This window comes from Actinomadura sp. NPDC023710 (assembly GCF_040639875.1).
Taxonomy (GTDB): Bacteria; Actinomycetota; Actinomycetes; order Streptosporangiales; family Streptosporangiaceae; genus Spirillospora; species Spirillospora citrea.
The window spans coordinates 245,381-263,315 of sequence record NZ_JBFAGB010000007.1 but is presented as its reverse complement, the minus strand read 5'-3'; the positions used below and the strand labels follow the sequence as shown (position 1 = coordinate 263,315).

General features: G+C 73.5%; 17 protein-coding genes. 6 read left to right on the top strand and 11 right to left on the bottom strand.

Annotation, left to right across the window (positions count from 1 at the left end; all coding sequences use genetic code 11):
* Window positions 1–8: 8 nt before the first annotated feature.
* Window positions 9–929, bottom strand: a complete 921-nt coding sequence (locus AB0H37_RS11190) for an NADP-dependent oxidoreductase (protein ID WP_360612283.1) — start codon at window positions 927–929, stop codon at window positions 9–11.
* A 103-nt stretch (window positions 930–1,032) separates the two neighbouring features.
* On the opposite strand from AB0H37_RS11190, the gene AB0H37_RS11185 reads away from it, so the two are divergent.
* The 3 genes from AB0H37_RS11185 to AB0H37_RS11175 all read left to right on the top strand — a co-directional run bounded on the left by AB0H37_RS11185 (window position 1,033) and on the right by AB0H37_RS11175 (window position 2,288).
* Window positions 1,033–1,392 (top strand): VOC family protein, encoded by a 360-nt coding sequence (locus AB0H37_RS11185; RefSeq protein ID WP_329086067.1) that lies wholly within the window; start codon window positions 1,033–1,035, stop codon window positions 1,390–1,392.
* Window positions 1,389–1,700, top strand: a complete 312-nt coding sequence (locus AB0H37_RS11180; protein WP_360612282.1) for a metalloregulator ArsR/SmtB family transcription factor — start codon at window positions 1,389–1,391, stop codon at window positions 1,698–1,700. The genes AB0H37_RS11185 and AB0H37_RS11180 overlap by 4 nt, the downstream gene beginning before the upstream one ends.
* Before the next feature lie 153 nt (window positions 1,701–1,853).
* Window positions 1,854–2,288 carry an SRPBCC domain-containing protein gene (locus tag AB0H37_RS11175; protein ID WP_360612281.1) on the top strand — a complete coding sequence of 145 codons (435 nt, stop codon included), beginning with the start codon at window positions 1,854–1,856 and terminating at the stop codon, window positions 2,286–2,288.
* Between the two features lie 33 nt (window positions 2,289–2,321).
* Here the strand turns inward: AB0H37_RS11175 and AB0H37_RS11170 are convergent, their stop codons facing one another.
* Window positions 2,322–4,202, bottom strand: a complete 1,881-nt coding sequence (locus tag AB0H37_RS11170; protein ID WP_329086062.1) for an ABC transporter ATP-binding protein — start codon at window positions 4,200–4,202, stop codon at window positions 2,322–2,324.
* A 124-nt stretch (window positions 4,203–4,326) separates the two neighbouring features.
* Between AB0H37_RS11170 and AB0H37_RS11165 the strand changes: the two genes are divergently transcribed.
* Window positions 4,327–5,484: an aminotransferase class V-fold PLP-dependent enzyme gene (locus AB0H37_RS11165; RefSeq protein WP_329086060.1), complete on the top strand. Its 1,158-nt coding sequence runs from the start codon at window positions 4,327–4,329 to the stop codon at window positions 5,482–5,484.
* A gap of 42 nt (window positions 5,485–5,526) precedes the next feature.
* Here AB0H37_RS11165 and AB0H37_RS11160 read toward each other — a convergent pair whose 3' ends face one another.
* The 3 genes from AB0H37_RS11160 to AB0H37_RS11150 all read right to left on the bottom strand — a co-directional run bounded on the left by AB0H37_RS11160 (window position 5,527) and on the right by AB0H37_RS11150 (window position 7,623).
* Complete coding sequence (locus AB0H37_RS11160) at window positions 5,527–5,946, bottom strand: CBS domain-containing protein (RefSeq protein WP_179837338.1); 420 nt, start codon at window positions 5,944–5,946, stop codon at window positions 5,527–5,529.
* Window positions 5,947–6,013: 67 nt separating this feature from the next.
* The gene (locus AB0H37_RS11155; RefSeq protein WP_360612280.1) at window positions 6,014–7,048 is read right to left on the bottom strand and encodes an LCP family protein; all 1,035 of its coding nucleotides are present in this window, start codon (window positions 7,046–7,048) and stop codon (window positions 6,014–6,016) included.
* On the bottom strand, window positions 7,045–7,623 hold the full coding sequence (locus AB0H37_RS11150; RefSeq protein ID WP_360612279.1) for an RNA polymerase sigma factor: 579 nt from the start codon (window positions 7,621–7,623) through the stop codon (window positions 7,045–7,047). The genes AB0H37_RS11155 and AB0H37_RS11150 overlap by 4 nt, the downstream gene beginning before the upstream one ends.
* A gap of 212 nt (window positions 7,624–7,835) precedes the next feature.
* Here AB0H37_RS11150 and AB0H37_RS11145 point away from each other — a divergent pair, with 212 nt between their 5' ends.
* Complete coding sequence (locus AB0H37_RS11145) at window positions 7,836–10,466, top strand: hypothetical protein (protein ID WP_360612278.1); 2,631 nt, start codon at window positions 7,836–7,838, stop codon at window positions 10,464–10,466.
* Window positions 10,467–10,493: 27 nt separating this feature from the next.
* Here AB0H37_RS11145 and AB0H37_RS11140 read toward each other — a convergent pair whose 3' ends face one another.
* From AB0H37_RS11140 to AB0H37_RS11115, 6 genes are all read right to left on the bottom strand, one after another.
* A complete protein-coding gene (locus AB0H37_RS11140) occupies window positions 10,494–11,918 on the bottom strand; it encodes an aspartate aminotransferase family protein (protein ID WP_360612277.1) in 1,425 nt (474 codons plus the stop codon).
* Window positions 11,908–13,248 (bottom strand): MFS transporter, encoded by a 1,341-nt coding sequence (locus AB0H37_RS11135; RefSeq protein ID WP_360612276.1) that lies wholly within the window; start codon window positions 13,246–13,248, stop codon window positions 11,908–11,910. The genes AB0H37_RS11140 and AB0H37_RS11135 overlap by 11 nt, the downstream gene beginning before the upstream one ends.
* On the bottom strand, window positions 13,245–13,853 hold the full coding sequence (locus tag AB0H37_RS11130; RefSeq protein WP_329086044.1) for a TetR/AcrR family transcriptional regulator: 609 nt from the start codon (window positions 13,851–13,853) through the stop codon (window positions 13,245–13,247). The genes AB0H37_RS11135 and AB0H37_RS11130 overlap by 4 nt, the downstream gene beginning before the upstream one ends.
* Window positions 13,854–13,885: 32 nt before the next feature.
* A complete protein-coding gene (locus AB0H37_RS11125) occupies window positions 13,886–15,112 on the bottom strand; it encodes a PucR family transcriptional regulator (protein WP_229809987.1) in 1,227 nt (408 codons plus the stop codon).
* 152 nt (window positions 15,113–15,264) lie between these two features.
* Window positions 15,265–15,894: a LysE family translocator gene (locus AB0H37_RS11120; RefSeq protein ID WP_329086041.1), complete on the bottom strand. Its 630-nt coding sequence runs from the start codon at window positions 15,892–15,894 to the stop codon at window positions 15,265–15,267.
* A gap of 66 nt (window positions 15,895–15,960) precedes the next feature.
* The gene (locus AB0H37_RS11115) at window positions 15,961–16,620 is read right to left on the bottom strand and encodes a TetR/AcrR family transcriptional regulator (RefSeq protein ID WP_360612275.1); all 660 of its coding nucleotides are present in this window, start codon (window positions 16,618–16,620) and stop codon (window positions 15,961–15,963) included.
* A 149-nt stretch (window positions 16,621–16,769) separates the two neighbouring features.
* Between AB0H37_RS11115 and AB0H37_RS11110 the strand changes: the two genes are divergently transcribed.
* Complete coding sequence (locus AB0H37_RS11110) at window positions 16,770–17,933, top strand: cytochrome P450 (RefSeq protein ID WP_360612274.1); 1,164 nt, start codon at window positions 16,770–16,772, stop codon at window positions 17,931–17,933.
* The last annotated feature ends 2 nt before the right edge of the window (window positions 17,934–17,935 follow it).

The window sequence follows — 17,935 nt, the reverse complement described above, 5'->3', positions numbered from 1 at the left end:
TCCTGCGGTCACGGTGTGATGACGAGCTTGCCGCGCGTGTGCCCGCCCCGGCTGGCGTCGAAGGCCTCGCCCACCTTCTCCAGCGGGTACGTCCCGGCGACCTCCACCGTGAGCGCGCCGCGGTCGGCCATGGCCCCGAGCTCGGCCAGCTTCGCGCCGCTCGGACGGACCCAGATCCAGTGGCCGCCGTGCTCCTCGACGGTGTTGTCGGCGACGGACACGTGCCGCCCGTCCTCGGCCAGGACGGCGAGGGTCGTGTCGAGCTGGCCGCCCACGAAGTCGGCGACGGCGGACACCCCGTCGGGCGCCAGGGCCCGGACGCGCTCGGCCAGCCCGTCCCCGTAGACGACCGGCTCGGCGCCGAGGTCGCGCAGGAACTCGTGGTTCCTCTCCGAGGCCGTGCCGATGACGCGGGCGCCACGGTCCCGGGCGATCTGGACCGCCAGGCTTCCCACCCCACCGGACGCCGCGTGGACGAGCAGGACGTCGCCCGGCCCGACCCCCAGGCGGTCCAGCGAACGCTGCGCGGTCATCCCGACGAGCGGCAGCCCGCCGGCCTGGTTCCAGTCGAGCGACACGGGCTTGCGCGCCACGTCGTCCGCCGTGACCGCGACGAACTGCGCGAACGTCCCGGCGCCGACGACGTCCTTGCGGGCGTAGGACATGACCTCGTCGCCGTCCGCGAACTCCGGCGTGTCGGGACCGCTCCCCCGCACGACCCCGGCGACGTCCCAGCCGGGGATGACGGGGAACATCGCGTCCATCATCCCGTCCAGGCCGCCGGCCATGACCTTCCAGTCCACGGGGTTGACCCCCGCCGCGCGGACCTCGATCAGGACCTGCCCCGGGCCGACCTTCGGGTCCGGGACGTCCCCGGTCCGCAGGTGCGAGTTGTCGCTGGCGAAGGAGCCATAGGTGACGGCACGCATGCCCTCAACCTGCCACCCGGCCCGCCCGGCAAACATCGCCGCCGACGCGTAGGAACTTCCCTACGTTTGACAGGTAGGATATCCCCTACGTATCTTCGGGGCCATGAACATCACGCATGTGCGGCTGCTGACCGTGCCGGTCTCCGACCAGGACGCGGCCAAGGACTTCTACGCGGGCAAGCTCGGCTTCGAGGTGGTGATGGACCGCTCGACGGGCCCGATGCGCTGGCTCCAGCTGGCGCCCAAGGGCGCGGAGACGAACGTCGTCCTGGCGGACCACGTGCCCGGTGCGGCGCCCGGCAGCGTGCACGGGCTCATGCTGGAGACGACCGACCTCGACGCGGACTGCGAGCACCTGCGCAGCGCCGGGGTCCGGGTCGAGGGCCCGCAGGACCTTCCCTGGGGGCGGCAGGCGACGCTGACCGACCCCGACGGCAACGGCATCGTGCTGGCCGCACGTTGACGTCGGACGTCTTCGCGGCCCTGGCCAGCCCCGTCCGGCGGGAGCTCACCGCCCTCCTGCTGGACGGGCCGCGCCCGGTCAACGAGCTCGCGGCGCACTTCGCGATGAGCCGCCCGAGCGTGTCGGAGCACCTGAAGGTGCTGCGCGACGCCGGACTGGTCAGCGAGCGGCGCAACGGCCGGCAGCGCCTCTACCGGCTGGAACCCGCGCCCTTGCGGGAGCTCTCGCAGTGGCTCACCCCGTACGAGCGGTTCTGGCGGGAGAAGCTCGCCAACCTGCGCGACCTGCTGGACGAGGAGGACCTGTGACCCCTGTCGGCGAGGCGTCCGCCCTGGTCAAGCGGTTCGGGAAGGCGCGGGCCCGGCCGGCGGGCACCGGCGTGGACCGCCGGCATCGTCCTGGTGTCGGTCGCCGTCGCCGTCGCCCGTTTCCGCGGGGTGCGACGTGGAAGAGGGGGGAACATGAGCGGTGAGCGGGCCTCGATCGAGGTGGACGAGTTCCTGCCGCATCCGCCCGCGAAGGTGTGGCGGGCGCTCACCGAGCCGGACCTGCTGGCCCGGTGGCTGATGCCGAACGACTTCAAGGCCGTCGCCGGGCACCGCTTCACGTTCACCGCCGGGCCGATCCCGGCGATCGGCTTCGACGGGTCGATCGCGTGCCGCGTCCTCGACGTCGAGGAGGGGAGCCTGCTGCGCATCAGCTGGCGCGGAGGCGGCCTCGACACGACGGTGACGTGGCGGCTCGCCCCCGAAGGGCACGGCACCCGCCTCTTCGTCGAGCACGCGGGCTTCGACCTGGACGACCCCGTCAACGCCCACGCCTTCCGCGGCATGGGCAGCGGGTGGCGCTCCGGCGTCTTCCGCTCCCTGCACGACCTCCTCGCCGACCTGCGCTGACCCCGCGCAGGGCGGCGAGACGCCCTGCGGTGGTCAGGCGACGGGCTCCAGAGGCGGGTCGTCGGCGAACTGGGTGCGGTAGAGATCGGCGTAGCGGCCGTCCGCGGCGAGGAGTTCCTCGTGGGTGCCGCGTTCGATGATGCGGCCGCTCTCCACGACGAGGATCAGGTCGGCGGCGCGGACAGTGGACAGGCGGTGCGCGATGACGACGGCGGTGCGGCCTTCGAGGGCCTCGGTCAGGGCCTCCTGGACCGCGGCCTCCGACGTTGAGTCGAGGTGCGCGGTGGCCTCGTCCAGGATCACGACGCGCTGGCGGGCGAGCAGCAGCCGGGCGATGGTGAGGCGCTGGCGCTCGCCGCCGGACAGGCGGTAGCCGCGCTCGCCGACGATGGTGTCGAGGCCGTCGGGCAGGCCCTCGATGAGGGCGTCGAGGCGGGCGCGGCGCAGGACGTCCCAGAGCTCCTCCTCGGCCGCCTCGGGTCGGGCCAGCAGGAGGTTCTCGCGGATCGACTCGTGGAACAGGTGCCCGTCCTGCGTCACCATGCCGAGCGTGTCGCGGACGGCCTGGAACGACAGTTCGCGGACGTCGACGCCGCCGAGCCGGACGGCGCCGGAGTCGACGTCGTAGAGGCGCGGCAGCAGCTGCGCGATCGTCGACTTGCCCGCGCCGGACGAGCCGACCAGGGCGACCATCTGGCCGGGCTCGGCGCGGAACGAGACGTCGTGCAGGACGTCGACGCCGCCGCGGGTGTCGAGGGTGGCGACCTCTTCGAGGGAGGCGAGGGAGACCTTGTCGGCGGACGGGTAGGCGAAGGTGACGTTGTCGAACTCGACGGCCACCGGGCCCTCCGGCACGTCGCGGGGCTCGGGCTTCTCGGCGACGAGCGGCTTGAGGTCGAGCACCTCGAAGACCCGCTCGAAGCTGACGAGCGCGCTCATCACCTCGACGCGGGAGCTGGCCAGGGCGGTCAGCGGCGCGTAGAGGCGGGTGAGCAGCAGGGCGAGGGCGACGACGGCGCCCGCGTCGAGGTGGCCGCGCAGGGACAGGAACCCCCCGACGCCGTAGACGAGCGCGAGGGCGAGCGCCGAGACCATGGTGAGCGCCGTGATGAAGACGTGCTGCACCATCGCGGTGCGGACCCCGATGTCGCGGACGCGGCGGGCCCGGGCGGCGAACTCGGCCGACTCGCGCGCCGGGCGCCCGAACAGCTTCACCAGCGTCGCGCCGGGGGCGGAGAACCGCTCGGTCATCTGCGTGCTCATCGCGGCGTCGTGCGACGCGGCCTCGCGTTCGAGCTTCGCCAGGCGGCTGCCCATCCGGCGGGCCGGGAGGACGAAGACGGGGAGCAGGACCAGCGCGAGCAAGGTGATCTGCCAGGAGATGCGCACCATCACGGCGAAGGTCAGCAGCACCGTCACGAGGTTGCTGACCACCCCGGAGAGGGTGTCGCTGAACGCGCGCTGGGCACCGATCACGTCGTTGTTGAGCCGGCTGACCAGGGCGCCGGTGCGGGTCCGGGTGAAGAACGCGACCGGCATGCGCTGGACGTGGTCGAACACGGAGGTGCGCAGGTCGAGGATCAGCCCCTCGCCGATGCGCGCGGACAGCCACCGGTTGACGAGCCCGAGGGAGCCCTCGGCCAGCGCCAGAGCCGCGATCACTATGGCCAGCCACACGACCGTGGACGTGGCGTCATGGTCGACGATCGCGTTGACGACCCATCCGGCGAGGACGGGCGTCGCGACGGCGATGACCGCCATCATCACGCTGAGCAGGAGGAAGGCCGTGAGGATGCCACGGTGCGGGCGGGCGAACCGGCCGATGCGCCGCAGCGTCGCCCGGGAGAACGGCCTGCTGTCGCGCGCGTTCATGGCGTGGTGCAGCGACATCCACGCCGTGACTTCCATGTCCATGGAGACCCCTGTGATCGTTAGCCTGGAACAGCAAGCATGCGACCTCAAGAAAGCTTGAGGTCAAGTCGCCGCCGGATCCCAGGATCCCGCGGGGGTACGACAGTTCCGCGAAGGAAGGGCGCCTGTGGACATCGACAAGGTCCGATCCGACACTCCCGGTTGCGCGCGGGTGGCCCATCTCAACAACGCCGGGGCCGCGCTGCCGCCGCGCCCCGTCATCGACGCCGTCACCGGCCATTTCGAGCTGGAGTCACTGATCGGAGGATACGAGGCCGCCGAGCAGAACGAGGCGCCCATCGCGCACTTCTACGACGCCGTCGCCAGGCTTCTGGGGGCCCGTCCTGATGAGATCGCCTTCGTGGAGAACGCGACCCGGGCGTGGGACATGGCGTTCTACGCGATCCCCTTCGCGGACGGCGACCGCATCCTGACGACGACGAGCGAGTACTCCAGCAACGCGATCGCCTATCAGCACGTGGCCGCGGCCAAGGGCGCGCGCGTGGAGGTCGTCCCGGACGAGCCCGACGGCACACTCTCTCTGGACGCGCTGGAGGCCGAACTGGCCAAGGGCGACGTCCGGCTGGTGTCGCTGAACCACATTCCCACGCACAACGGGCTCATCAACCCGGCCGCCGAAGTCGGTCGGCTGTGCCGTGCGCACGGCGTCCTGTACCTCCTGGACGCCTGCCAGTCGGTGGGGCACCTCTCGGTGGACGTCGGAGAGATCGGCTGCGACATCCTGTCGGCGACGGGGCGCAAGTTCCTGCGCGGCCCGCGCGGCACAGGGTTCCTGTACGTCCGGCGCGACATCCTGCGGACGCTCGTCCCGCCGTTCCTCGACCTTCAGGCGGCCGACTGGAAGGCGCCGGACGGGTTCGAGATGCGCGAGGACGCCCGGCGGTTCGAGACGTGGGAACGGCACGTCGCCGGGCAGATCGCACTGGGCGTCGCCGCCGACTACGCGGCCGACCTGGGGACGGCGCGGATCGAGGACCGCGTCCTCGGCCTCGCCGCCCGGCTCCGGGAGGAACTGGCCGCCCGGCCCGGGATCACCGTCCTGGACAGGGGCGCGCGGCCGTCCGGCATCGTCACCTTCACCGTGGACGGACGCGACCCGGCCGCCGTCAAGGCGGCGGCCAGGGAGCGGGGCGTCAACGTCAACGTGACCGACCCGATCTCACACGGATACGACCCGCACGCCCGTCCAGCGGCCGTGCGGGCCTCCGTGCACTACTACAACACCGACGAGGAACTGGAGCGGCTCCTGTCCGTGCTGGCCTAGGTCCGTGCTGCCCTGGGTCCGTGCCGGCCCAGGTCGGCAGGGTCAGGTGTTGGAGCGTGCCGCGCTGATGTCGGCGAGCGCAGACGCCGCGTCCCGCTCGATCGCCAGGTCGCCGATGGACACGATGCCCACCGGACGGCCGTCCTCCATGACGGGGAGCCGCCGCACGGACCGCTCGCGCATGATCTGCGCGGCCTTGTCGAGGGAGTCGTCGGGCCCCACCGTCGCGGTCACCTTGCTGGCGATCTGACCGATCTTGGCCTGGGTGGGGTCGCCGCCCGCGGCGAGCCCGCGCACCACCAGGTCGCGGTCGGTGACGACGCCCTTCAGGTCGTCGCCCTCCGCCACCAGGACCGCACCGATCTCCTCGTCGCGCATCGCACGCGCCACGGTCACGATGTCGAGCTCCGGCGACACCGACGTCGGCGAGCCGGTCATGATGTCGCGGACTTTCGTGGCCATCGCTCACTCCTTGCTCGTGGGTCGTAGCCGGGAACGATGCGGCCCTACCCCGCAGACGGGGGATCACTCATCGCGTCCGGAACGGCGCGAGCACCCTCATGGCCGCGGCCTCGTCCACCACGAGCCGGTTCGGGTCCGAGGGCGCGGGACGGACCGGAATCGTGGCCGCGGCGACCCCGCCGCTCCCGTCGAACCCCCGCGCGAGCGTGCGCAGCGCCCCGGGGTCCAGCTTCGGCGTGCTCTCGACCGCACCGGCCGCGACGGTGAGGAAGCGCGCGAACCTCAGCGGGTTCTGCGTCGAGAGGGCCTTGGCCTGTCGCGCCAGCGAGGCGAGGAAGCGCTGCTGCCGCTTGACCCGGTCCAGGTCCGAGCCGTCCCCGAGGCCGTGCCGGACCCGGACGTAGGCGAGCGCCTGCGTCCCGTTCAGCAAGTGCCGGCCCGCGGGAAGTTCCAACCCGGAGTTCCGGTCGTCGACCGCCTTCGGCAGCGTCACCTCGACCCCGCCGAGCGCGTCCACCACTCGCGTGAACCCGCCGAAGTCGATGGTCACGGTCTGGTCGATCCGGGCGCCGGTCAGCGCCTCCACCGTCCGGCGCGTGCAGGCGGCGCCGCCCAGCGGGAACGCCGTGTTGACCGTCGCCTGCCGCGCCGGGGTCCGGCCGCAGGCGGGGATCCGCACGAGGACGTCCCGCGGGATGCCGACCACCTGCGGCCTCTTCCGATCGGCGGGGACGTGCACGAGCATCAGGGTGTCCGAGCGCGACAGGCCGCCGTGGCGGGCGTCCAGCCCGATGACCAGCACGTTCAGCGCCCTGGCGGTAGTGGGCGCGGTCGAGCCGGTCGCCGCGGGCCTCGCGCCGCGCCCGTGCAGCACCACCGCCGGGACGAGGATCGCCGCGGCCGTGACCACCGCGACCACGCCGAGCAGCGTCCACCGCACCATGCCCGTCCACCGCACCATGCCCGTCCAGCGCACCGTGCCGCGGCGCCCGCGCCGCGCCTCGTCCAGCAGCCGGCTCCGCTGCCGGGCGAGCGACGGCGGCGGCTCGTGCTCCAGGTCGCGGCCGAGGCCGCGGATCAGGTCCAGATCGTCCACGGTCACGCCTCCTCGCGCATCGGGTCGGTGTCGCCGAGCGCCGCGCGCACCTTGCGCCGGGCCCGGTTGAGGCGGGAGCGGACCGTGCCGACCGGGATGCCGAGCGCCCGCGCCGCCTCCTCGTAGGACAGGTCGCCCCAGGCCACCAGGAGCAGGACGTCCAGGTCGCGGCGCGCCAGGCCGGACAGCGCCGCCGCCAGCACGGGACGGGTCGCCGACGCGGTCACGCCCGCCGCCACGCGGTCGTCGGGCCCCTCCACCGGGCCGTCCACGGGGCTGCGCCGCAGCGCCCGGTAGCGCGCGGCCTCCGCCCGGTGGTGCCGCGCGACCAGCTTCGTCGCGATGCCGAACAGCCACGGCCGCGCGTCCCGGTGCTCCAGGTCGTAGCGGTGCCGCTTGCTGAACGCGACCAGGAACGTCTCCCCGACGACGTCCTCCGCGGCCTCCCCGAGCCTGCGGGAGACGTAGCGGTAGAGCATCGCCGAGTAGCGGTCGAACAGCGCGGCGAACGCCTCGGGATCGGCGAGCGAGCGCTCGATGAGAGCGGCGTCGCACTCCCGAGCCGTCGGGGGAACGGTCATCGCGGCCACCATGGCATGCGCACCGGGCCTTCCCGTGCGGGGACGTTGTCAGCGATGTATCTCCGCAACCCGCGCCCCAGGTTCACGGCGACACCGCGCGCCGATACGGAACCCGGCGAACCTTCCCGATAAAATGCGCATCCTCTATATGCACGGGGTTGTCGGCAGGACCGCTCCGCCGCCTGTCGGGGACGAGCAGAGGGGGTCTGCACGTGGGCGACGACGCCGAGCTTGACGCGGAACCGGCGCGCAACAGAACCGCCGAGTTCCGCGTGCCGGTGAAGGTCAACCTGACCCGTCCGGACATCGCCGTCCGCCGTCCCGCCAAGCCGCAGGACGAGCCCGGCGACGAGACCGACAAGGTCGTGGACGAGGCCACGGACGAGGACCTGGACGAGGCCGCGGACGAAACCGCTGACGAAACCGCTGACGAGGCCGCTGACGAGGCCGGCGACGAGGCGTCCGAGGAACCGGCGGGCAGCACATGGTACGTCCAGTTCACGCCTCCTCCCCCGAAAGAGGAGCCGGAACGGGAGGCTCCGCCCGCCGCCGCTCCTCCGTCCCCGGAGACCAAGCCTTGGCGCCCCACGTCACCGTCCGCCCAGGACGAGGAGCCCGCCCAGGAGAGCCGCACCGCCTCCCCGCCGCAGGAGTCCCCGGCCGAAGAACACACCGAGGACGACCGCACCCCGCAGACCACCGCGCCCCAGCAGGACCGCACCGCCGCCACGCCGCAGGAAACGCAGGAGCGCACCGACGAGGCCCGCGAGGCGCGCACCACCCCGGCACGGCGCCATGCCGCGCCCCCGAAGGCCGACGACGAGCCACCACCGGCCGCAACGCCCCGAACCAGCGGCCGCCACGCGGTACGTCCCGCGACCGGACACCCCCAAGGCGCTCCTGAGCCGGAGACAGAGCGGGAAACGCCGGGCGATGCCCCAGAGGCCCGTACCGGCGCGGCTCCACCCGCCCCGCCGCGACGACACGCGGCGCCCTCTGGCGCGCCGCACGACACCGAGCGTCCTCGGGCCGCGGCCCCGCGCATCGCCCCGGCGCCGCCGCAACACCGGGAACACCCCGGCGACGTCCACGAAACGCGCGGCGACCGGGCGCGACCCGCGCCGCCCGACAGCGAACGTCCCGGCGCGCCCGCGCCGGCAGCGCAGCAGGGCGCACCCGGCAACGTCCGCGACGCCCGTGCCGGCGCGGCGCCGACCGCCCCCTCACGGCACACGGCACCCCCGGAGACGGGACGTCCCCAAGGGGCGCCTCGCACGACTCCCGAGCCACCGCGACCGCAGGAACGCCCCGGCGGCGTCCCCGAAACACGTGCCGACCGGGCACTGCCTGCTCCGCCGCGTCCTTCCACGCCGCCCGAGAGCGAACACGCCCAGGGCTCGGCCGCACCGGCCATGTGGCCCGAGGCCCCCGGCGACGTCCGTGGCGGCGCGCCCTCGTCCGCCGGCCCTACGCGGGTCGAGCGGTTGCCGGATCTGTCGGCGGAGGGCGGGCCTTGGGAGGCCGCGCTTCCGGCTCCGGCGGCGCGGACCTCCGGGCAGTGGAGCGTGCCCTGGGACGGTGCGGCCCCACCGGTGCCTCCGGCCCAACCGGCCCAACCTGTGCCTCCGGCCGCGCCCGCCGTGGCGGAGAAGCGGAAGGGCAAGCGGCGCTGGCCCGTCGTCGTCGCGGCCATGCTGGTCCTCGTGGCCGGGCTCGTGGCCGGGCAGCTGCTGCGGCCGCCGCCCGACCCGACGGTGCGGCTGGCCATCGCTTCGAGCCACACCTTCCCCGGGCAGGCGCCGGTGCTGCCGTGGCCCGCGGTGGGCCAGGCGGTGCTCTACGTGGACGGCCTCGGGACGATGGGCTCGTCGGGCGGCGCCGTGCCGACGCCCACGGCGAGCGTCGCCAAGGTGATGACGGCCTACGTGTACCTGAGCGAGCATCCGCTGAAGTCCGGCGAGGCGGGGCCGGTGCTGACGGTGTCGCCGCAGGCGGCGGCGCAGATCCCGGCGCGCAAGCGGCGCGGCGAGTCGCTGCTCGGCGTCACGGCGAACCAGCGGCTGACCCAGCGCAAGGCGCTGGAGTCCCTGCTCATCATCTCGGCGAACGACGTGGCGCACGAGCTGGCGCGCTGGGACTCCGGGAGCGACCAGGCGTTCGTGGTGAAGATGAACGCCGCGGCGAAGCGGCTGGGCATGACCGGCACGCGCTACACCGACCCGAGCGGCTACCACTCCGGGACCGTCAGCACGGCCGCCGACCAGGTGAAGCTGCTGCGGGCGGCCATGCAGATCCCGGCGTTCACCGAGATCGTGAACAACCGGATGTACGTGCCGGACGGCGGCGGGTCCCCGCGGCAGGGCGGCAACTTCATCCTGGGACGCAACGGCGTGGTCGCCGGCAAGACCGGGTACACGGACGCGGCGGGCGGGAACTTCGTGTTCGCCGCGCACCGGAACGTCGGCGGCACGCAGACCCTGATCGTGGGCGCGGTGATGGGGCAGCGCTCCCCCAGCGCGGCGGACGCCGTCAACACGGCGGAGGGCATCCTCGTCGCGGCCGAGCAGGCCATGGTCGTGGCGCCGCTGGCGCGCCCCGGGCAGACGGTCGCCTGGATCGAGGACGGGCTCGGCGGCAGGAAGGCGCTGGCCGCCCCGTCGCCGGTGAACGTCGTCGGCTGGCCCGGCCTCACCGTGCCCGTCGGATACGACGGCGACCCGCCCGCCGAGCCCGAGCGCGGCACGAAGGCCGGGGTCGTGGACACGGGCGCCGCACGGGTGCCGGTGGAGGTCGGCACGGGGCGGTCCCCGTCCATCGTCAAGCGGCTGACGCGCCTCGGCTAGGCGCGCGGGGACGGCGGGGGGACACCGCTAGGCGTACAGGGCCGACAGGAAGCGGATCAGCAGGGCCTCGCGGGTGGCGGGCGGCAGGGCGTCCAGGATGGCGTTGACCATGGCCATCTCGGGCTCCGCGCCGCCGGCGAGGTCGACGCCGACCGATGCGAGCAGCCCCGCGAACCCTGCGTCGTCGAGGCTGTCGAGGTCCAGGCCGGCGAGCGCGTCCACCAGGCCGGACGGGACGTCCGGCGGCCCGGCCTCGCGGGCGGCCTTCACCGCGTCGGCGAGCGCGGCCAGGAGCGCGTCGACGTCACTGACGCCGGTGAGCGTGAAATGCAGGTTCGGCGGGATGCCCTGGTAGGACAGCTGCGGCTGGAAGAACCAGCCCCGGGCGCGGGCCTCGTCGGCGACGACGAACACGTCCAGCGCCGGGTCGGTCGAGGCGACGGCGACGAGCGGGGCGGCGGGCTCGCCGAGGACCCGCAGGCCCGGGATCTCCGCGACGCCCGCGACCAGCCGCTCGGCCGCCGTCATCGCGGACTCGGCGAGGTCGCGGTAGCCCCGGGCGCCGACCGCCATGAGCGTCGCCCACGCCGCACCCAGCGGCCCGGCGCTCTTGCTGCTCTGCACGCCCGCGTTGATGACGGTGTACCCGGGCCATTCCGCGGACGCGAAGTAGGCGCGGCGGCGGAGCGACTCGTCCGCGAACAGCACGACCGATGCCCCCTTGGGCGAGTAGCCGTACTTGTGCAGGTCGCAGGAGAGGGACGTGACGCCGGGCACGGACAGGTCGAACGGCGGGACGTCCCGTCCGGCGTCGCGCAGCCAGGGCAGCACCCAGCCGCCGACGCAGGCGTCCACGTGGCACGGCACCCCGGCTGACGCGGCGATGGAGGCGATCTCCGGGACCGGGTCCATGACGCCCTGCGGGTAGGACGGCGCCGAGGCGACGACCAGCACCGTGCGGGGCGTGAGCGCGGCGGCGGTCGCGGCCGGGTCGGCGCGGAACGCGTCGTCGACGGGAACGTGCACGACTTCGAGGCCGAGGTAGTGCGCGGCCTTGTGGAACGCGGGGTGCGCGGTCGCCGGCAGGACGATCTGGGGCGTGCCCTCGACCGGCCGGGCGTCCCGCGCCGCCTTCACCGCCAGCATGATCGACTCGGTGCCGCCGCTGGTGAAGATGCCGGTACCGCCGCCGAGCTTGTCCGCGACGCACCCGACGATCCGGCGTTCGAGCGCGACGATGCTCGGGAACGCCGTCGGGTCCAGGCAGTTGACCTCCAGCATCTCCTGGTAGGCGGTGGCGGCGAGGTCGTGCACCGCGTCCCGCCCGGTGTCGTAGACGTAGGCGGTGACCTGGCCGCCGCGCACGGGCAGGTCGGCGTCGCGCAGCCGGGCGAGTTCGGCGAGCAGGTCGGCGCCGGGGCGGCCGGCTTCGGGAAGGCGGTCAGACGGCATGTTCCGGTGTTCCCTCGATCGGGCGGTGGACGGCGGCCCGCCGGCGATAGGCCAGCAGGAGGGGGACGCTGAGCAGCAACAGAGCGGCCGGGACGAGCGTGAACCCGACGGTCAGCCCGGTGAGGGCCGACTCCTCCTGGACGACGGGGGTGTCCAGGTCGGAGGACTGGAAAGACGAGAGGGCCAGGATCAGCGCGAAGACGCCGGGGCCGAGGGCGAGCGCGCCCGTCTCCGCGGCCGTCCACAGTCCGGTGAAGGCGCCGGACTGCGCGTGCCCCGTCCGCCCGGCGTCGGCGTGGACGGTCTCGGGCATCAGCGACAGCGGGAGCAGCTGCACGGCCGCGTAGCAGACGCCGATCAGGGCGCTGAGGGCCAGGACCCCGGCGGTGGAGGTGATGAGCGGGTAGGCGGCGACGCCGGTCGCGGCGAACACCACCAGCGCCGCCGCATAGCAGCCGACCTCCCCGTACCGGCGTGCCAGCCGTCGCCACAGCGGGACCGCGAACGCGCTCGGCGCGACCATGCAGACGAACATCGCCGAGGTGAGCCCGTAGTCGTCCAGCCGGTACGTCGCGATGTACGGCGCGCCCGCCAGCATGATCGCGACGGCGAGGGTGTTCCCGACGTGCGCGCCGAGCAGCAGGAAGAACGGGCGGTTGCCGCGCGCGGTGCGCAGCGCGGCGGCCAGCCCGAGCGGGTGCGGCCCCGGACGGGAGGGGATCCAGCGGGTCGCCAGCGTGCTCGCCACCATGGCCGCGCCCATGACGAGCCCGATCACACCGCCCATCAGGGCGTATCCCGCGCGCCCGCCGCCGGCGGCACCGGTCAGGACGGGCGCGAGACCGCCCGCGACGAGGATGCCGACCGTCAGGCAGACGACCCGCCACGCCATCGCGCGCCCGCGCTCGGACGGGTCGCCGGAGATCTCCGCGGGCAGCGCCACGTACGGCACCTGGAAACACGCGAACGCGCTGGCCGCCAGCAGGAACATGATCCCGGCCCAGCCGGCCGCGAACCCCGGGGAGTCGGCCGGGACGGCGAACATCGCGGCGAACAGGACCGGCAGGGTCAGCGCGCCCAGCATCAGGAAGCGGGTGCGGCGGCCCGTCCGGACGGCCTCGCGGTCGCTGGCGGCGCCGACGATCGGGTTGAGCAGCACGTCCCATGCCTTGGGGACCACGAGGACGGCCCCGGCGATCGCGGCGGACACGCCGAGGACGTCGGTGAGGTAGTACAGGAGCAGCAGCCCGGGGACCGAGGAGAAGACGCCGGTACCGATCGAGCCGACGCCGTAGCCGAGGAGCCGCCGCCGGGGCAGCGCAGTGGTCATCCGGGGCTGCCGGCGGGCGGGCTGATCGCCGCGGCGACCGTCCGGCGCATGTGGGCGCGGAACCGGGTGACCGCCTGCGGGTCGTCCACCCCCCGGCGCTTCCCGCCCTGGTCGAGGATGCCGCCCGAGCCGAACCCGTGCGTGCACCAGACGACCGTCCACACGAGGTAGTCGAGGTCGACCCGGTCGTCCACGACGTTGCGGGCGGCCTCGCTGACCATCTCCATCAGCGGCCGGACGTACTCGTCCTCCAGATGCGCGACGTCGGCGGCGTCCGAGAGCCACCGGTGCATCCACAGCGCGGGGATCTCGGGCCGCTCCATGCAGAACTCGACGTACCGGTCGACGAGGGTGAGGAGGCCCTCCACGTCCGGGGTGATCTCGGCGAGCGCCTTCTCCAGCACCTGCCGCTCGGCCCGGTGGGCGCGCTCCATGACGACGAGGTAGAGGTCGCGCTTGCCGCCGACGTGGTAGGCCACGGTGGCGACGTTGAGCCCGGCGGCCTCGGCGATCATCCGGGTGGACGTCCCGTCGTAGCCGAGCGCGGCGAACAGCCGGGTGGCGGCCTCGATGATCCGGTCACGTCCGGTATCGCTGCTGCTCATCTGCCCAAGCTAGGGGCTCGGACCGCGCCCGGTCAATCGCTTGATTGAGAGACCGCGGCGGCGGGCGCGGTGAGCCAGACGGTCAGCACCATCTCCAGCTCCAGCCGCAGCTCCGGCTCGTACATCCGCTCGCCGAAGAGTTCCTCCAGCTGGTGCAGCCGGTACCGGACGGTCTGCGGGTGGACGTGCAGCCGGTTCGCGACCTCGGTGGCGTTGAACCCGTTCTGCAGGCAGGCCAGCAGCGTCCGCATGAGCCGTTCGCGGTGCCGGGGCCGGACCTCCTTCAGCGGCGCGAGCCGCAGCTCGGCGACGGCGCGGACCAGCTCCTCGTCCTTGAAGACGACGAGCGCCGGCATGTGCTCGGCGCAGCGGACCAGCCGGTCGGACGGCAGGATGCCGCGGCGCGCGAGCGGCAGCGCCTCCCGCGCCCAGCGCAGCGACCTGGCCGCGTCCTCGGTGCGGACGGTCGGGCCGAGCGCGGCGACCCAGTCGCGCAGCGCCGACTCCAGCATCCGGCCGCGTCCCGGGCCCTCCGGGTCGGGCACGAGCAGGCAGGGTTCGCGGCGGTTGACGTCCGCGAGCACGTCGGGCGGGAGGGACGGGTGCGAGAAGGGCTGCCGTCCCCGCTCGTAGAGGACGACGGCGGCGACCGTGCGCGGGACGCGCCACTGGGCGAGGCGGGCCAGGTCGGCGACGGCCTGCGGGGCGGCGGGCGGTTCGGCGAGCAGCAGGTCGAGCAGCCGGCGGCGGCGGTGCTCCAGTTCGCCGGCCTCCTGCTCGCGGGCCTTGGTGTAGCCCTCGGTGGCGGCGCGGGCGATCTCGTCCAGGAACGCGAAGATCGCCTCGGCGATGCCGGCGAGGGTGCGGCGGGAGATGTCGTACCGCTCGGACTCGGCGGCGAGCCGGCGCCAGGCGACGCGGGCGCCGAGCCGCAGCGAGGTCTGCAGGATGTCCAGGTTGCGGCCCTCGCGCGCCTCCGCCCAGCCGATCTCCCGGTAGACGGCGGCGACCGGCTCCCAGGAGCTCTCCGGGTCCATGATGAGGTCGACGAACTGGCGCAGCGCGCCCTCGACGGCCAGCCGGACGAGCCGCGCGTACTCCTCGTCCTGCGGGCGTGAGTACTCGGGGATCCCGGCGAGGATCTCCTCGATCATCTCCTCGGCGAGGGCGTCCAGGTGGGGCCGGAACACGGTGGACAGCTCGCGGGGGACGCCGGCCCAGGGTTTCAGCGGCGAGCGCTGCTCAAGGCTCGTGGTCACCGTTGCACCTCCCGCTCTGGAAGCTACCGACGACCGGCCGGGCGGGCTGCACGACGCGTTACGCATTGCGCTGCGCCCCTTGTAAGCGAACTGACAAGACCACGCCCCGCGGGAGCGCCGGGCGAAGCGGGCATCCCGCCTCGCGGCCGACTTCACGCCCGGCGGGGACTCGGGCCGGCGAACACGGCCGCGGCGCCGAGGGCGAGGTAGATCAGCCCGGTCGCGTACCGCTGCCGCCGCTGGAACGAGGGGCGTGCCCGCAGCCACCCGCCGATCGAGCCGGCGGCGACCGCGTACACGATGTCGCCGGTCAGCCCGATCAGCGCGGTCGCCAACCCCATCACCGCGATCTGCAGCGGCACCGCGCCCGCGTCCTGGTCGACGAACTGGGGCAGGAACGCGAGGAAGAACAGCACGACCTTCGGGTTGAGGACGTTGACGAGCACGCCGTCCAGGTAGACGCGGCGAAGCGGCCGCGGTTCGAGGTCTGGCTCGTCGGCGTGGTCGCGGCTGCGCAGCGTTCGGTACGCGAGGTAGACGAGGTATGCGGCGCCCGCGTAGCGCAGAAACCCGAACGCGGTCGCGGACGCGGCGACGACCGCGGACAGCCCGGCCGCGGCGGCGCCGATGTGGACGAGCGTGCCGGTCTCGACACCGAACGCGGACGCGATCCCGGCGCGACGGCCCTCACCGACGCTGCGTGCGGTGATGTAGAGGTGGTTCGGGCCCGGGATGGCGACCAGTGTCAGGGCGGCCAGAAGGAACAGCAGCGGGTTCGTCATGGGAGCACGCTAGGGCCGGAATGGTCCGCCCTCTAGATCCAATCCCTGTCGGGCGACGTGGACCAATCAGCCCGGGGTGGGAGCGGCGAACGCGCCGGCCAGCACCAGGCGCCCGGCGGTGCGGACCATCGCGGCGACCTCCTCCGCCGGCTGGCGCAGCGACGCCAGGCTGATCAGCGCGGCGAGCAGGATGTGCGCGAGGACGATCTCGACGTCGTCCCGCTCGGGCACCGGGTCGCCGATCGCCGTCGAGAGCCGGTCGCGCAGGAACAGGAACAGCACGGTGCGGGCGTCGTCGACGCTGGAGTCGTCCGAGGTCACGGCCTGGATGATCGCCGACGTCAGGGTCGGCTCCGCCGCCGCGACGTGGACGATGCGCTCCAGCAGCGCGGTGAGCCGCTCCTGCGGGGTGTCGCCGACGGCGAGTGCGTCGATGTCGTCGGTGACATGGTGCGCCCAGGTCGCCGCCACCTCGGTGAGCAGGTGGTCCTTGGTGGCGAAGTACCGGTAGACGGTCGCGCGGGCGACCCCGGCGCGGTCGGCCACGTCGTGCATGGTGACGGCCGGGTACCCGCCCTCCAGCGCAAGCTCGCGGGCCGAGTCGATCAGGCGCTCGCGGCGCGCCTGCTGATCCTTGCTCAGCGTCCGCGTGACGGTGAACCGCGCATCGCCGCTCAAATCGCCCTGCCCTTCCGCGTGGCCCGCCTCGCCGTGAACGTTTCCCATTCTTCCGTACATCGCCCCCGAATGCGTAAATCCCGGGCGTATGCCCCTTTACCGGCGACGCGTCCCCATTCACGATAGACCTACCGCTTGCTTGGGTGAGACGGTAGTCTGGACTCGCGTCTCCCTCTCCGGCCCCGAGGAGCGAGCCCATGGCCATCGACCTTCTCGACGGCGAGATGTACGCCACCGACCCCTGGTCCGTCTACGCGAGGCTCCGCGCCGAGGCGCCCGTCTACCACGACGAGGAGAACGACCTGTGGGGCGTCGCGCGGCACGCAGACGTCTTCGCCGTGGAACGGAACCCCAAGGTGTGGACGAACGCGGGCGGGTACCGCCCGCAGTTGCCGTCCGACCCGTCGATGATCGGGCAGGACGATCCCGAGCACGCGCACCGGCGCCGCATGGTCTACCAGCGCTTCACCCCGCGCGGCGTCTCCGGCTACGCCGACCGCATCCGGGCCACCGCCGTCGACTGCATCACCACGGCCCTGGAGGCCGGCACCGTGGACGCCGTCCCGGCGCTGGCGGCGCCCCTGCCCGCCCGCGTCATCGGCTGGCTGCTCGGCTTCCCCGAGGACATGTGGCCGCGTCTCGTCCACTGGTCGGCGACGGCCGTGTACGCGGGCGGCGGGCTCCGCTACATCACCGACGACGCGACGATCGCCGCCGGGGAGTACGCACTCGCGGTGCTGGAGATGGCCGAGGACCGCCGCGCCCGCCCGACCGACGACCTGCTGTCGGTCTGGTCGAACGCGGGCCCGGACCAGCCCGCCTACGACGACGAGCACCTGGCCCACGAGGCGCTGCTCCTGCTGGTCGGCGGCGCGGAGACGACCCGCACGGTCATAGCGACGGCCCTGGACGCCCTGATCCGGCACCCGGAGCAGTGGCGGAAGCTGCGCGACGACCCGTCCCTGATCCCGGACGCCGTCGAGGAGTTCGTCCGCTGGACGACCCCGATCCTCAACATGTGCCGGGTCGCCGCGACCGACGCCGAGATCGCCGGCGTGACGATCCCGGCGGGCGGCCAGATCCTGCTGATGTACGGCTCCGCCAACCGCGACGAGGCGGTTTTCGACGACCCGGACGTCTTCGACGTGACCCGCCGTCCGGGCGACCACATCGCCTTCGGCCTCGGCCCCCACTTCTGCCTGGGCGCCTCCCTCGCCCGCCTGGAACTCCAGATCTTCTTCGAGGAGTTCATAGCCCGCGTGGACACCGCCCAGTGGGCCGACGACGAAGGCCCACGAATCCTCCGCAACGCCTTCGTCAGAGGCGTGACCGAGTTCCCGGTAGCCCTGACCCCCCGCTGACC